Origin of the sequence: Solidesulfovibrio sp. DCME, from assembly GCF_049995385.1 — a bacterium.
In the GTDB taxonomy this organism is placed as follows: Bacteria; Desulfobacterota; Desulfovibrionia; order Desulfovibrionales; family Desulfovibrionaceae; genus Solidesulfovibrio.
This window is the reverse complement of sequence record NZ_CP188261.1, coordinates 1873635-1888779: the sequence shown is the minus strand read 5'-3', so window position 1 is coordinate 1888779 and position 15145 is coordinate 1873635. Positions and strand designations below refer to the sequence as shown.

Sequence of the window (15145 nt, the reverse complement as noted above, 5' to 3'; positions counted from 1 at the left end):
ACAGCATACAATAGTCGAAATATCCCAAAAGTCAACGGCCAGGCGCCGTCGCGGCCGCTGCCCCCCGCGGCTTGCGGACCGCCGGCCGGGCTCGCCCGGCCCGGCCCGCTTTGACGGGTCGGCAAAAACTGGTATGTGGCGCTTGCCGCCCGGGAGCCGGTCCCCCGGCGGATCGCCTCGTCACGGAGTCCGCATGCGTTACCGTCTCGCCACGCCCTGCGTCCTCGGCCTCGTCCTGCTGCTGGCCGCCGCCTCCGCCGCCTGCGGCGCGGCCAAGCACTTTCGCCTTTCCTACGAGCATTTCAACGACTACGCCGGCAAGGCCGCCGACCTCTATTTCAAGTCCAGCCAGCCCGGCGAAAAAAACATCCTCTCCCATTTGACCGCCATCTCGGCCATCTATGCCGAGAAGGCCGCAAGCGTCATGAACCTGGCCGACATCCTCGAGCACATGGCCGCCAAACGCGACCGCAATTACGTCCAGGACCGCCTGGCCGAGGTCAAGCGGCTGGTGCTCGGCGGCCTGCCCCAGGACATCAAGCTTCTGGCCGACCTCGTCGAGAATCAGGAGAATCAGGAGATCCGCGATCTGGGCAATCTGGTGGTCAACGAGATGCGGGTTTTCGAACGCAATACCGAAAATCTCTAGACGGCCCTACGGCGCAACGCCCACCGCCAGGCCAAGCCGCCGGGGATCGGGCGCGCCCGTGGCCGCCTGGGGCAGATACGACCGGGCGGGCAGGACGTAAAGGGGATTGTCGCCCCTGGCCCCGTTTCCAGCCAAGGTGTAATGTCGGCTGACCGGCCGGCCAGCCAGGCGCACCACCTCGAGCAGCCTGTCGCCGGCAAAAACCGCCACTTCCCCCGGGACCGGCGCGGCCAAGGTCAGGGTCGCCTCCCGGGCGCCCGGGGCCGGCACGATCACCCCGCCGCCGGCGCTCCAGCGAAACACCCGGCCGCCTTCGGCCGTCTCGGCCGGATAAAAGCCCTCATAGACCGCTCCCGCGCCGGGCGCCCGCCAGTCGGCCAGGCCCAGCCGCGCCGCCGTGCGCGACAGCCCGGCATCCACGGCATAGGAGAGCGTGCCCGCCGCGGCAACCAGCCAGGCGGCCGCGACCAGCCAGCCGGCGGCGCGCGGCGGCCGCGCCTGGCGCCCCTCCAGGGCCATGGCCCGGGCCAGGGGAACGAACAGGAGCAGCAGCACCGGCGGCACGTAGAACATTTCCTGGAAAAACGCATAGATGTGGAAGGCGGCCAGGGAGAGGAGCAGGACCAGGTCGGGCAGGCTGGCAAAATCCCGGGCCCGCCGCCACAGCAGCCACCCCGCCCGTCCGGCCATGGCCAGCCACAGCCCCAGGCCGGCCAGGCCCAGGCCCGAGACGAGCTGCACGTACATGTTGTGCGAGGTCTCGAAGACCTCGGCCGCCGGGTCGCCGTAGCGGTTGAGCCAGGCCCCGGGCGTGGCCAACAGCACCGGGTAGTGGCGGGCGTAGGTTTCAAACCCCATACCGAAGGCCGGCCGTTCGGCGGCGATGCACAGCCCGGCCCGAAAAAGCCCCGGCCGGGGCGATTCGGTGAAATTGCCCACCCGCTCGGCCAACAGGGCGTTGATGGGGCGGCTGACGGCCGACAGCCCTCGGCCGGCGCCCCAGGCGGCCAGCGCGACGACCAGCGCCCCGGCCACGGCCAGGGTCGGCAGGTGGCCCCAGGGGCGCTCCCAGCGCACCAGGTGGTTGGGGCGCAAATACAGCCAGGCGGCGGCGGCGAAGGTCAGGCTCCCGGCGATCCAGCCGGCCCGGGCCAGGGTCAGGACCAGGGCCGCGCCGCACAGGGCCAGGGTGGCGGCGGCCACCAGCCGCCCCCGGCGGGACCGGCCGGCCAGGGGCAGCAGCAGATAGGGCGCGGCGATGGCGGCGTATTCGGCGAACCAGCCCGGATTGGCGAAAAGCGAGGTGAACCGGTAGTGCAGCAAGTAGTGGTCGCCCTGGAAATGCTCGAAAAACCCGAACACGATGGCCGTTGCCAGCCCGCCGGCCAGCCCCCGCCCCAAGAGCGTGAAGCGCTCGGCCACGGCGAGCCGGGCCAGCTCCCGGGCGAAAACGGCGAAGGTGACCAGCCGCCAGGCCGAAGCCAGGCCGTAGGCCGGGGCGTCGGCCGAGGAAAAGGCCATGGCCGCGAAAAATTCCACCGGCCCAAACAGCCTGGCCGCCTGGAAAAACCGGCCCCAGGGCAAAAGCAGCGTCGAGGCCAAGGCCAGCCAGGCCAAGGCGCCAAGGGCCGTGCCCGTGGCCCCGGTTGCGGGCGAGCGGTTGCCGGCGTTGCGCCAGGCCAGGGCCAAGGTGGCCGCGTCGAGGAAAAGTCCGAAGACCACGGCCGGATAGACGTAGGATTGGACGCCGAACAAGAAAAGCGAAAAACCCAGCAGCGACAAGCCCAGCCGCGTTCCCCGGCCCCCAAAGGCCATGGCCGCGCCAAGCCCGGCGGCCAGGACGACCAGGCAGCCGGCCGCCCCGCCGGCCCCGGCCAAGGCCGTGGCCGAAAGCAGGAAATGGGCGGCCACCAGCAGGCTGCCGCCAAGGGCCGCCGCCCCAAGCCCCCCTTGCCACGGCCGGGACAGGCCCGCCACCGCCACCCGCCCTACCGCCCCTGCCCGGCCAGGGGCACGGCCAGGACGATGTCGTCGGCGTCGCCGGCCAGGCCGTTTTGCCCGGCCGTGGCGATGGTGTCCGGCTCGAAGGGAAAATCGGCGCTTTCACCCTCGTTTTCGTTGAGCAGATAGGGCGAGCCCCAGGGGTCGCGGGCCAGCCGGGCCAGGCGGCCCGGACCGGCCGCGGCGGCCTGGCCGATGCGCTCCAGGGCGGCATGCCATTTGCGCACGCAGATATCGCCCTCGGGGGCGTTGCGCAGGTCCCGGCCGTCGCAGCCGCACAGGCTGCAGTTGCTGCCGGTGATGTCGATCAGGCTGCGGCCCGTGGCGGCCTTGGCCGCCTGGGCCAGGCCGGCGATATCGGCCAGGGCGGCGGCGGCCTCGCGGCGCTGGCGCTCCAGGGCCACGGCGGCGGCGAACTGCCGGGTCCGTTTGGCCATGGCCTCGCCCAGGAGAATGGCCGCCGACAGCACGACCACGCCGACGAGCAGGACCGCCCGGGCCCGCCACAGGGCCCTGGCCTGGAACCGGTCCTCGGGCAGGGCCCAATCCCGGTCGCGGCGCCGGGCCAGGGCCTGGCCCAGGGCGGCGAGCCGGGCCTCGGCCAGGCCGGCGAAGGCGGCCAGGGTTTCCGGTGGCGGCAGCAGGCCGCCTTCGGCCCGCTCCAGGGTCAGGGAGCGCTTTTCGCGCCAGCCAAGCACCGCGGCCGCCGTGTCGAGGTCCTCGGCCAGCAGGTCGGCCAGCAAGGCGGCGTCGCGGCCATCGTCGGACTCCAGCAGGGCATAGAGCCCGTCCAGGCGCGTGGCCGCCCGGGTAAGGAGTTCCCGGGCACGCTCCCGGGCCGCGCGCACCGGCGCCTCGGCAACGCGCGCCGGCGGCCGGCGCTCGCCGGGCATCAAGCGGTCGAGGAGGTTGCGGCCCATGCCTTATTCGGTTCCGGCGGCCGGGGCGGCGATGTCGCCGCGCGGCGTGGGCCCCTCGGGAAACACCAGGCGCAGGTCCGTGACCGCATCGCCCCGGGCCTTGGCGACCGTGGCCGTGGCGGCCAGGACATGGCCGCCGTGGCGGCCGTCGGCGGACAGGAAATGGAAGTGCCAGCCCGTGGGCGACAGGGCGGCCGTGCCCTTGGGCGAATAGATGCCGATGAGCGTGCCGGCCACGTCGGTCAGGGGAAAGGTCGCCTGCCGCCGGACCGCCTCGGCCAGGGTCGGCCAGGGCTGGTGCTGGGCCGGGACGCTGCGCAGGGTCAGCGCGCCAAAAAGCCCGTCCACGCGCACGGCGTAAAACCGGGTGGGGTCGGGCAGCCGGGAAGCGAGGGCCTGGCCGAGTGCCGCCAGATCCAAGCCGTCCAGGTGGCCGAGGTCGAGGGCACCCGTAAAAAACACGACCTGGGCAAAGGGGGCCTTCTGCCCCGGGCTGGCCCGGCGCACCAGGCCGTCGCTTTTGACCTGGTAGAACCGGCCGTCCAGGGCCAGCATCTCGCCGTCGAGGTTGGTGAAGGTGCCCAGGCCGAAGTCGCCGTGGCGGGCCAGGGCGGCGTAGGTCTCCCGGCCGGCGTAGTCCCCGGCGGACAGGGACTCGATGGTCCCGACCTGATAGAGGCTGGCGGCCGAACCGGCCGCAACGGACAGAGCGAAGAACACGGCGGTCCAAAACGCCGCCCCAAACGCGCGCGCGCATTGCGACATGGGCAAGCCTCCTTGGCCGGTCGGCCGCGATCAGATGTCGGAGTCTTCGGGGTCGGGCTGGCCGGCCAGAAACCGGCGCACCACCGGATCGCCCACAGCCGCGATGGCCTCGGGCGGGCCTTCCCAGACGATGCGGCCCGCATCCAGCATGGCCACGTGGCCGGCCACGCCGAAGACGTCGGGGATGTCGTGGCTGACCAGCACGGCCGTGAAGCCGAATTCCCGGCGCGACTGGTCGATAAGCGCCAGCACCGCCGCCTTGCGGATGGGGTCGAGGCCGGTGGTGGGCTCGTCGAAAAGCACCAGCCCCGGTTCGGTGACCAGGGCCCGGGCCAGGGCCACGCGCTTTTGCATGCCCCCGGAAATCTGGGACGGAAACTTGGCCAGGATGCCCGACAGCTCCAGCCGGGCGGCCATGGCGCCCACCCGCTCGGCCACCACGTCTTCGGGCAGCCGGGACGTCTCGCGAAGCGGCAGGGCGATGTTGTCGAAGACGTTTAGGGAATCGAACAGGGCCATGCTCTGGAACATGTAGCTGCAGCGGCGGCGAAAGGCCTTGCGCTCGGCCGTACCCACGGCGGACAGGGCCTGGCCCCGGAACAGGATGTCGCCGGCATCGGGTTTGAGCAGGCCGATGATGTGCTTTAAAAGCACGCTCTTGCCCTCGCCGGACTTGCCGATGACGGCCGTGACCGCCCCCTCGGGCACGGTCATGTCCACGCCGCGAAGGACCGGTTGGCCGGCGAAGGCCTTGGTCAGGCCCCGTATCTCGATCATGGGTTGCGCTGTCATGGCAATGGGCTTGCGATGGAAAAGCGGCGCCACTTTGACCGCATTCGCGGCCAAAGGCAATATCCCCGCGCCCCCGGCCGGGAAAAAGAGCCGGCCGGGGACGCCTCAGGCCTCGGCCCGGGGCGGGGCGTCGGCCTGGCCCTCGGCCAGCCCCAGGGGGGCGCGGCGGTCGCGGACAAAGGAGTTGCCGGCCTGGGACTTGGCGTATTTCTTGACCGCCGCCGCCCGCAGGCCCAGTTCGTCCATGGTCACGGGCACGGCAAAGGCGCAGTCCACGGCGCCCATGGAGATGGTGAGCAGGTCGAAGCGCCCCACCCGGCCGTCGCGGCCCTGGCCCTCGATGTAGCCGCGCTCCCGGTCCCCGGAGCCGTACAGGGCCGGCGAGGCGGCGGCGAAGGCGGCGATGGCCGCGTCGCACACCGGCTCCACCGAGGCGGCGTCGCACAGGATGACGAAGTCGTCGCCGCCCACATGGCCCAGGAAATCGTCCGAGGCGCCGTGGGCGGCCAGGGCCTCGCCCAGGATGCGGGCGGTCATGAGGATGGCCTTGTCGCCGTCCTGGAAGCCGTAGACGTCGTTGAAGACCTTGAAGTTGTCGAGGTCGACGTAAACGAAGGAGGTGGGCCGGCCGGCCTCGGCCCGCCGGGCGATCTCGCGCTCGATGGCCACGTTGCCGGGCAGGCCCGTGAGCGGGTTGGCCCCCTTGGCCATCTCCACCTGGACGCAGGCCAGGGCGTCGAGGATGCGCCGCACCGAGACCATGCCCGTGAGCCTTCCCCGGCAGGTGACCAGGATGGGGTCGTAGAGCTTTTCCCGGTCCCGGGCCATGGCCGCCTGGGCGGCCACTTCCACGGGCGTGTCCCACTCCACGGCCAACGGCGAGGCGTCCATGACCCGGGAGACCTCCCGGCGCAGGTACAGGGCCAGGCCGTAGGGCGTGCTGAGCAGCCGGTCCAGGTGGTGGCTCATGAGCAGCCCCTCGGGCCGGCCGTCGCGCACGACCGCCACGGCGTGGACCGCCTCGTTGGCGTCGAAGAACTGCTTGACCTCGGCCACGCTCTCCTGGGGCGCCACCTGATGGGGCCGCTCGGCCAGGTCGCTTATGGGCGAGGCGCACTTGAGGCCGTCCACGGCCTGGCTCGCCCCCCGGATGATGGCCAGCCGCGTTTCCTCGCGCAGGGGCTCGGGCGGCGACTGGGGCCGGCCCAGGAAATAGCCCTGGCCGAAGTGGACGCCCAGCCGGATGAGGCAGGCCAGCTCCTCCTCGGTCTCGATACCCTCGGCCACGATGCGGCAGCCGACCTTTTCGGAAAAGGTCAGCAGGGTTTCGAGCAGCGCCCGCTTGACCGGGTTGGCGTCCACGCCGCGCACCAGCGACATGTCGATCTTCATGAAGTCGGGCTGGATCTCGGCGATGGACAGCAGGCCCGAATAGCCCGTGCCCACGTCGTCCACGGCCACGCCGTAGCCCGCGTCGCGGTAGTGGGCCAGGGTGCGGTAGAACAGGTTGAAGTCCTTGACGCTGTGGCGCTCGGTGATCTCCAGCACCACGTCGCGGGGCTCCATGCCGTATTTGTCGAGCAGCCGCCTGGTTTCGCCCGGGGTGAACTCCGGGTCGAGCAACGTGCGGGGGTGGACGTTGCAAAAAAGCCTGGCCCCCTGGCCGCGCCGGGTAAAACCCTTGATGGCCGCCTCGCGGCAGACCTTTTCCAGGGCGAAGACGGCCCCGGCCTCTTCGGCCACGTCGAAGAGCATGGCCGGCGATTCCAGGACGCTGCGGGCCGGCCCCCGGGCCAGGGCCTCCCAGGCGAAGACCTCGCCGCCGCGCAGGTTGACGATGGGCTGATAGACGGCCCGGACCCGGGCCAGTTCGAGAATCTCGCGGAATTCCCGCAACGCCGGCGCCCCGCCCCCCTCGCCGCCGCCGCATAGGCGCAGGGCTTCGGAGAGGGCCGCGGCCAGGGCCGCGTCCAGGGCCGCCACCGGGGCCGCCGGGCCGGGCGCGATGACCGCCGCCGCGCCGCAGCGGATTTCCAGGGGCCGGCCGGTGAGGCGCACGCCCTCCTCGCGCAGGCAGGCCCGCACCTCCAGGCGCAGGCTCGCCGCCAGGCGGTCCAGGCCGTCGCCGTCGACATCGCGCCCCCCGGCCACCACCAGCACCCGGCCCGGCTCCAGGGCCTCGGTCAGGTACGGTGCGTACTCGCCCCGCCGGCGCGCCGTCAGCCCATCGACGGCCACGGCCATGGCTTCGGCCGCCGCGGCGGCCACCTCCGGCCGAAAAAGCCGGCGCAACAGGGAAAAATCCTGAATTTCCAACAAGACCAAGCCCAGGTCGCCGCCGCCGGCCAGATGGGCGGCCACGGCTTCCCGGCCTTCGCCGCGCAGCAACCCGGAAGCCAGGCCCATGCCGGCCGCGACGTCCGCTCTGAGGAAAGCCTCTTCCAGGCGAGGCGTTGACAACATAAAATATCCTTGCTGCTTTGCCCTGTCCTGCCCGGCCGCCGGGCAAACCGCACCTAGCTAGCATGCCCCGCGACAGGACCGGGACACGCCGGGTCGACATTGCCATGACGATTCCGTGACGATCCGCCCCTCGTGTCGCCCAGGGCCGCGAGCGACTTGCCAGGCGAACGCCTTTTTCGCATCATGCCGGCCATGCACGCCCCTGTGACCGAACGCCCCCTCCCGTCGGTGGAACTGTCCAAGGAGATGGTCCTGGCCTGGCACCTGCGCGACGACATCCGCGCCGGCCGCAGCCTGGACGATCCCCGCACCCGACTGGACATGGCCCTGTGGTGGCTCGTCTCCGTCCCCCTCGAATTCCCGGCCATGGCCGGCGATCCGACGCCCGCGGACGTGGCCCTGGCCGGCGAGGTCCTCATCCCGGCCACGGCGCCGCGGGACGCTTCCGTCACCCGGCTCATGGACTTTATGCGGCGCCTGCGGCCCGAGGACGCCGCCGGGCACGACCTGTCCACCGCCCGGGGGCGCCGGGCCATGGCCGCCTGGTTCTACGCCTGCGCCATACCGGAACTCAAGCTCTTCGACCTCCTCGACGCCCGGGAGCGGGACTGGCTGCTGGCCCCGGTGACGCCGCCGCTGGCGCCGGCCGGGCTGCCGCTTCCCCGGATTGCCCGGCTGCTGTGGGAAAACCGCGCCGACGTCCGCGACGCCTTCGACCTCGACGCGCCCCACGGCCCCTCCGGCCTGCTGGCCTGGTACTTCGCCCACGGCGTGGCCGAAATGCGGCACCAGGCCTATGTGGCCTGGCTGCCGCCCGGCAGCCTGCTTGCGCCCTTGCCCGGCCCGGCCGGCCTGACGCCCCTGGGGCTTTTGGCCTGGTGGGCGGACGAGGCGGCGCGCGGGCGCATAAACCCGGCCACGCCCGGGGGCCAGGCCCAGCTCGCCGCCTGGCTGGCGGAAACCCGGGCCATGGAGCGGCTGGCCGCCTCGTTGGCGGTCCCCGCGGCCCAGACGCGCAGCCCGTCGGCCGCCTGCCGGCCGCGGCACCCCTTCGGCGCCAACATCATCGGCTACGCCCGGGGGGAACTCGGCATCGGCGAGGATTCGCGCATGTGCGCCCTGGCCTTATCCCAGGTAGACACGCCCTTCGCCGTGGTCAATATCCCCGTGGGCTCGAACACCCGGGAGGCCGACGGCTACCTCGACGCCTGCCTGGCCGAGGACGCGCCCTATCCGGTCAACATCTTCTGCCTCACGGGCCTGGACACGGCCCGCATCTGGCTGGAACGCGGGGACGCCCTTTTTTCCGGGCGCGTCAACGTCGGCTACTGGCCCTGGGAGCTGCCGGCCTGGCCCGAGGTCATGGCCGACGCCTATGGGCTGATGGACGAACTGTGGGTTTCCAGCGCCCACACCAGGGACGCCTTCGCCAAAAGCGCGCCGATCCCGGTGCGGCTTATGCCCATGGCCGTGTCCGTGGACCGGCTCACGCCCCGGCCCCGCTCCTTCTTCGGCCTGCCCGACGACCGGTTCCTGTTCCTGTATACCTTTGACTGCAATTCCTACCTGGCCCGCAAAAACCCCCTGGCCGCCATCGCCGCCTTCCGGGAGGCCTTTGCCGGCAGCGACGCCCCAGTGGGCTTGGTGCTCAAGACCATGAACGCCCGGGAGGACGACCCCCGCTGGCTGGCCCTGGCCGAGGCGGCCGCCCTGGACCGGCGCATCGCCTTCGTGCGCGACACCCTGGACCGGGGCGACGTGCTCGGGCTTTTCGCCGCCTGCGACGCCTACCTCTCGCCCCACCGGGCCGAGGGCTTCGGCCGGACCCTGGCCGAGGCCATGCTCCTTGGCAAACCGGTCATCGCCACCAACCACTCGGGCAGCGTGGACTTCCTCACGCCGCAAACGGGCTTTCCCGTGGGCTACCGGCTTTCGCCCATCGGCGCCGGGGAGTACCCTTTCGGCGAGGGGCTGTTGTGGGCCGACCCGGACATCGAGGCCCTGGCCCGGGCCATGCACCTGGTCGCCCGGTCGCCGGAACTGGCGGCCAGTCGCGCCGCCGCCGGCCGGGAACACATCGCCGTCCGGCATCATCCGCGCACCGTCGGCCTGGCCTACCGGGAACACCTGCGCGCCCTGTGCGGCCCTGCCTGAAAACTGCGCAACGCCAGGGCGGCCACCACGCCTGCGGACGCATTTCCCGGCCGGCGACTGTCTGTTCCCATGGCGGAGGCGTTCTGCGGACGCATCGGCCAACCATGGTGGATCATTCGGCTTTTCCAGCATGTCCGGAAAAACGCATTGACATAAACTTCACGATCGTGGCAGGGTTATGAACTGCACGGCGTGCGACTTCTTCCACAGCCAGCCGCCCTTCCGTGTTCATGATCGCCGCCAAGGAACCGTAACAGCATGACCACCGACCAGCTTCGCAGTAATTCAGGACTGTTTTGTTTTTTACTCCTGGCCCGGCATCACCACATCGATCTGACGGCTGAATCCCTCGCGCACAAGTATAATATCAATTCAGTGAACCTTGAGCCACTCTTGTTGCTGCGCATTGCCAAGGACTTGGGGCTCAAAAGCAAACGCGCCCATCTGAGCTGGAAAAAAATTTTCTATATCGGCAACGTCTTCCCGTTTATCGCCCGCCTGCGCGACGACAAGTACATCATCGTTTCCGGCGTGCGCGGCACGGAACACAGTGGCGACATTGCCATTGTCGACCCGAGTCGCGGCTCCCTGGAATTCGTCTTTCTGAAGCAAAATGCGTTCGAGGAAATATGGGCCGGTGAATGTTTCCTCTTCAAAAAAATCTACAAGGCCGCCGACACACACAAACCCTTCGGCCTGGAATGGTTCATTCCGGAAATGGTGCGGCACAAGAAGCTGTTCCGCGACGTCGGCCTGGCCACCTTCACCGTCAACCTGCTGGCCCTGGCCTTCCCGATCTACATGCAGATCGTTTTCGACAAGGCGGTCGGCCATCGCGCCCTGTCCACCCTGATCGTCCTGTCCTTGGCCATGCTGTTGGTGGTCATCTTCCAGAAATTACTTGACTATTTAAAGGAATACATCACCCTGTTCATCACGAACAAGGTCGACCTCCGCCTGGACAAGGCCATCTACAGCCACATTCTCCGCCTGCCCATCGATTTCTTCGATTTCACGCCCATCGGACTGATCACGCGTTTTCTGTTCCAGAAGGAACGCATCCGGCAGTTCATGACGGGCACGCTGCTGACGACGTTTTTCGATTTGAGCCTGATTGTCTTTATCGTTCCGGTGCTGTTTTTTTATTCCTGGCAGATGACCTGCATCGTCCTGGCCGGAATCGGGCTCATCCTCTGCATCATGTTCGCCACCATGCGTTCGTTTCGCTATATGATGACGCAGGTTCAGAACGCCGAGGCTACAAAAAACAGATACCTCGTGGAAACGCTTCGCGGGATCGGCACCATAAAGTCCTTGGCTCTTGAACCGTTCCGCTACAGGAGGACGGAACAGGACTCGGCCACCACCATCAGCCAATACCATAAAATCAAGAAACTTTCCCTGAAAGTTACCTTCATGAGCGAGGCGATTCAAACCCTCCTGCGAGTCGCCATTTTATGGTATGGCTGCACCCTGGCCATCGATCAGGAGATGACCTTGGGCAGCATCGTGGCCTTCATCATGCTCAGCAACCTGATCACCGCCCCCCTGGTGAAGATGCTTGGCCTGCTCCACGAATATCAGGAAGTCGTCGTTTCCGTTTCGCTCCTCGGCACCATCCTGAACCGCCCCATCGAACAGCAACTCAACAACCGCGGCCTCATTTCCCCCATAAGCGGCAGCATCGGCATCGAATCCGTCAACTTCCGCTACAACGAGAACGCGCCGCCGGCGCTGACCGACGTCACCGTGCACTTTCCCGCCGGTTCGATCATCGGCATCGTCGGCCGCTCGGGCTCCGGCAAATCCACCCTGACCCGCCTCGTCCAGGGGCTCTATCCCCTGCAGCAGGGCCGCATCACCATCGACGGCCTGGACATGCGCGACTACGACCTGCCCCACCTGCGCCGCTCCATCGGCGTGGTCCTCCAGGAAAGCTTTCTGTTCGAGGGCACCATACGCGACAACATCGCCGTCACCAAACCCTCGGCCACGTTCGAGGAAATCGTTTTCGCCTCCCGCATGGCCGGAGCCGACGAGTTCGTCCAGCTTCTGCCCAAGGGCTACGACACCATGCTTTTCGAAGGCGGCTCCAACCTGTCCGGCGGCCAGCGCCAGCGCGTTTCCATCGCCCGGGCCCTGCTCACCCAGCCCTCGATCCTCATCCTCGACGAGGCCACCAGCGCCCTGGACGCCGAATCCGAAGCCATCATCCAGGCCAACCTTACGGCCATCGCCCAGGGACGCACCATGCTCATCGTCAGCCACCGCCTGTCCATGCTGACCATGTGCCATTCCATCATCGTGCTGGAAAAAGGCAAACTCATCGGCAACGCCCCCCACGACGAACTGCTGCGCACCTGTCCCATCTACGCCGACCTGTGGTACAAGCAAAACCGACACCTGATGGGCTTGCTGCAAAACCAGGCCGTCTCCTAGCACACGGTTGCCGGGTCCCGCGGCGCAACCTCTCCCGAGGGAACAAAGACGAAGGCACGACTCCATGAGCATGCTCGAGAAATTCATCCCCAAAAAAGACAAACCGGCCCTGCCCAAGGAAGCCCTGGAATTCCAGCCGGACGCCGACGAACTCGAGCTGACCCCCCTCCCCTGGGCCGCTCGGCTGACGCTGTACACCATCATCGTCATGTTCCTGATCTTTTTTGTCTGGTCGTTTTTCGCCCAGACCGACAAGATCATCTCGGCCTACGGCAAGATCGTATCCTCGGGCAAGAACATCAACATCTCCCCCTTGCAGGATGCCATCATCCGCAGCATCGATGTCCGGCTCGGCGCCACGGTCAAAAAGGACGACGTGTTGCTCCGGCTGGACCCCACCTTCTCCACCGCTGACGCCAGCCGCTTGCAAAAAACAAAAACCTATGATTCCCTCCTGTTAGCTCGCCTGGAAAGCGAGCTCGACGGAGCGCCCTTCATTGCCCCGGCCAGCGCGTCGGCCCAGGATGTGGAAACCCAGCGAAAGCTCCTGGCCGGACGCTTCGAGGAATTCTCGGCCAAGCTCCGCACGGTCAACACCAAGATCTCCCAGTACCAGCACGACATCCAGGCCCTGCAACGGCAAAGCACCCAAATGGAAAAGCAGGTGGCCGTGGCCCAGGAACTGGTCGGCATGCGCGTGAAGGTCTACGAACAGGGCTCGGATTCCCGCCTCTCCCTGCTCGAGGCGGAAAACCACCTGGCCCAGACCAACGTCTCCATGGAACAGCTCAAGGGCGCCCTGGCCTCCAAGCGCCACGACCTGGCCCAACTGCTGGCGGAAAAGGAAGCTTTCATCGAAAACTGGCGCAACGACATCGTCAGCCAGGTGACCATCGGCCGCAAGGACCTCCAGGGCGTGGAAGAGGACCTGTCCAAGGCCGAACGCCTCCAGGAACTCACTGTCCTGACCGCGCCCAGCGACGCCGTGGTCCTCGATATCGCCAACTACAACCCCGGCACGGTCATCAAAAGCGGCGAGACCATCATGACCCTAGTCCCACTAAACGCCCCCCTGGAGGCGGCCGTGTACGTCGATCCCTCCGACATCGGCTACATCCGACAGGGCGACCCGGCCGAAATCAAGCTCGATACCTATCCTTTTCAAAAATACGGTTATCTCGACGCCCAGTTGCGGACCATCGCCGAGGACGCCCAGACCATTGACACGACGGTCGGCCGCAAGTTCGTGTACGAGGGGCGCCTGCGCATCACCAGCATGGACCATATGATCAACCTGCCGCCGGACTTCCGCCTCGTACCGGGCATGACGTTGTCCTCGGACATCAGGGTCGGCAGCCGTACGGTCATCACCTACATCACCTGGCCGCTGCTGCGCATCTTCGGTGAATCCATCCGCGAACCCTAAGCCCCGTCACATCGACAAGGAGCCCCATATGCAACCGCAGCAACCGCACGCATCCACGCCGGGCGCCCGGCTGGAAACCCTGCTCACCAGCGAGGTCACCCTGGTCCCCTTCCCTCCAGGATCCTACCGCATCGCCGTGGGCGGCATGGAGCATCCCTCCAAAACCGTGGTCGAAACCTCGTTCCCGGCGGTTGCCGTCATGGTGCTGCCCGGCTGCCGCGCCGCCGCCCGCCTCGACACCGCCGACGGCATCGTGGCTTGGCTGCAACGCCCCGGCGACCAGTCCCTGTTGACCGTGGACAATCCCGGCGGCGTGCTCCTTTTCACCACCTACCGGCCCAGCGATTACGCCACGACCGGTATTCGCATGGATATCGAGCGGCTCAAGGCCGACGCCCCGGCCCAGCCCGCACCCTTCGCCCAAAACACCCACCAGCCGGCCGGGGCACCGGCCTTCGCCCCCGGCGCCCCGGCCTACCCCGGCGCCCAGCCCGCGGGCTTTCCCCAGGCCGACGCCCAACCCGCCTTCCAGACCTTTCAGCCCCAGGGAGGCCGGCCCCAGCCGTTCCCCGGCGGCGTCGGCCTCCAGCAGCCCACGCCGCAGCCCACCATGCCGCCTGCTTTCGCCCAGCCGGCGCCCGGTTTTTCCCTGACACCCCAACCCGGCGGCTTCCCGCAGCCGGGCGGCTTCCCGCAGTCGGGCGGCTTCCCGCAGCCGGGCGGCTTCCCGCAGCCGGGTGGCTTCCCGCAGTCCGGCGGCTTCCCGCAGCCCGGCGGCTTCCCGCAGTCCGGCGGCTTCCCGCAGCCCGGCGGCTTCCCGCAACCCGGCGGCTTCCCGCAACCCGGCGGCTTCCCGCAACCCGGCGGCTTTCCCCAGCCCGGCGGCTTTCCCCAGCCCGGCGGCTTCCCGCAGCCGGGTGGGTTCCCGCAGCCGGGTGGCTTCCCGGCCGCCGCGCCGCAGCCGTTCACGCCGCCCACGGCCCAGCCGGCGGCCCAGCCCGCACCGGCGTCTCAGCCCGCACCGGCGTCTCAGCCCGCACCGGCGTCTCAGCCCGCCGCCCAGCCCGCCGACGTCCCGGGCATCCGCATGGCCGGCCATATCGAACGCGAAGGCGACGTGGCCTTCGAACCCGGACAGACCGCCGGCCGCCCCGGCTCCGGACGGCGCCTGGAGGCCATCGCCCTCTACGCCGAAGGCCTCGACCTCAACGAGCTCGAATACGCCGCCGTCACCTATGACGGCCGCCTCATGCCCTGGGTGAGCCCGCCGCAGTTCACCGGTACCCGCGGCATGGGCGCGCCGCTGCTCGGGTTTGCCGCCCGGCTTACCGGCGTCGCCGCCAGCCGCTTCGACATCGTCTATTCCGGTACGTTCATGCAGGCGGGCCCCGTGCCCGCCACCCGCAACGGCGAATTCCTCAAATCCCCGGTCCAGGGGGACCCCCTGGAGACGCTTGGCGTCAGCCTGGAGCCGAAAAAGGCCTGAGGCAAGCTCCCCGGAAACGGATGCGCGTTTTCGGGGGGAGAGGGAAGCCA

Annotated in this window: 10 protein-coding genes; 5 read left to right on the top strand and 5 right to left on the bottom strand. The window is 68.7% G+C overall.

Annotated elements, in window-relative coordinates; translation table 11 throughout:
- Window positions 1-193: 193 nt before the first annotated feature.
- On the top strand, window positions 194-649 hold the full coding sequence (locus tag ACP59X_RS08105) for a hypothetical protein (RefSeq protein WP_428567590.1): 456 nt from the start codon (window positions 194-196) through the stop codon (window positions 647-649).
- Between the two features lie 6 nt (window positions 650-655).
- Here the strand turns inward: ACP59X_RS08105 and ACP59X_RS08100 are convergent, their stop codons facing one another.
- The 5 genes from ACP59X_RS08100 to ACP59X_RS08080 form a co-directional block, all read right to left on the bottom strand.
- Window positions 656-2626, bottom strand: a complete 1971-nt coding sequence (locus ACP59X_RS08100; RefSeq protein ID WP_428567588.1) for an O-antigen ligase family protein — start codon at window positions 2624-2626, stop codon at window positions 656-658.
- Between the two features lie 11 nt (window positions 2627-2637).
- Entirely contained in the window at window positions 2638-3570 is a 933-nt protein-coding gene (locus ACP59X_RS08095; RefSeq protein ID WP_428567584.1) for a hypothetical protein, read from the bottom strand.
- Window positions 3571-3573: 3 nt separating this feature from the next.
- A complete protein-coding gene (budA, locus tag ACP59X_RS08090; RefSeq protein WP_428567581.1) occupies window positions 3574-4335 on the bottom strand; it encodes an acetolactate decarboxylase in 762 nt (253 codons plus the stop codon).
- Window positions 4336-4365: 30 nt separating this feature from the next.
- Window positions 4366-5112, bottom strand: a complete 747-nt coding sequence (locus ACP59X_RS08085) for an ABC transporter ATP-binding protein (RefSeq protein ID WP_428567577.1) — start codon at window positions 5110-5112, stop codon at window positions 4366-4368.
- A gap of 120 nt (window positions 5113-5232) precedes the next feature.
- Entirely contained in the window at window positions 5233-7590 is a 2358-nt protein-coding gene (locus ACP59X_RS08080; RefSeq protein ID WP_428567574.1) for a GGDEF domain-containing protein, read from the bottom strand.
- Window positions 7591-7746: 156 nt separating this feature from the next.
- Between ACP59X_RS08080 and ACP59X_RS08075 the strand changes: the two genes are divergently transcribed.
- The 4 genes from ACP59X_RS08075 to ACP59X_RS08060 all read left to right on the top strand — a co-directional run bounded on the left by ACP59X_RS08075 (window position 7747) and on the right by ACP59X_RS08060 (window position 15095).
- Window positions 7747-9744, top strand: a complete 1998-nt coding sequence (locus ACP59X_RS08075; RefSeq protein WP_428567571.1) for a glycosyltransferase — start codon at window positions 7747-7749, stop codon at window positions 9742-9744.
- 258 nt (window positions 9745-10002) lie between these two features.
- Complete coding sequence (locus ACP59X_RS08070; RefSeq protein ID WP_428567568.1) at window positions 10003-12183, top strand: peptidase domain-containing ABC transporter; 2181 nt, start codon at window positions 10003-10005, stop codon at window positions 12181-12183.
- 64 nt (window positions 12184-12247) lie between these two features.
- The gene (locus ACP59X_RS08065) at window positions 12248-13609 is read left to right on the top strand and encodes an HlyD family type I secretion periplasmic adaptor subunit (RefSeq protein WP_428567564.1); all 1362 of its coding nucleotides are present in this window, start codon (window positions 12248-12250) and stop codon (window positions 13607-13609) included.
- Window positions 13610-13637: 28 nt separating this feature from the next.
- The gene (locus tag ACP59X_RS08060; protein ID WP_428567560.1) at window positions 13638-15095 is read left to right on the top strand and encodes a hypothetical protein; all 1458 of its coding nucleotides are present in this window, start codon (window positions 13638-13640) and stop codon (window positions 15093-15095) included.
- Window positions 15096-15145: the final 50 nt, after the last annotated feature.

Bases quoted from the DNA above. Each gene is read 5' to 3' on its own strand.
- ACP59X_RS08105 (WP_428567590.1), top strand. From the start codon at position 194: ATGCGTTACCGTCTCGCCACGCCCTGCGTCCTCGGCCTCGTCCTGCTG.
- ACP59X_RS08095 (WP_428567584.1), bottom strand. From the start codon at position 3,570: ATGGGCCGCAACCTCCTCGACCGCTTGATGCCCGGCGAGCGCCGGCCG.
- budA (WP_428567581.1), bottom strand. From the start codon at position 4,335: ATGTCGCAATGCGCGCGCGCGTTTGGGGCGGCGTTTTGGACCGCCGTG.
- ACP59X_RS08085 (WP_428567577.1), bottom strand. From the start codon at position 5,112: ATGATCGAGATACGGGGCCTGACCAAGGCCTTCGCCGGCCAACCGGTC.
- ACP59X_RS08080 (WP_428567574.1), bottom strand. From the start codon at position 7,590: ATGTTGTCAACGCCTCGCCTGGAAGAGGCTTTCCTCAGAGCGGACGTC.
- ACP59X_RS08070 (WP_428567568.1), top strand. From the start codon at position 10,003: ATGACCACCGACCAGCTTCGCAGTAATTCAGGACTGTTTTGTTTTTTA.
- ACP59X_RS08065 (WP_428567564.1), top strand. From the start codon at position 12,248: ATGAGCATGCTCGAGAAATTCATCCCCAAAAAAGACAAACCGGCCCTG.
- ACP59X_RS08060 (WP_428567560.1), top strand. From the start codon at position 13,638: ATGCAACCGCAGCAACCGCACGCATCCACGCCGGGCGCCCGGCTGGAA.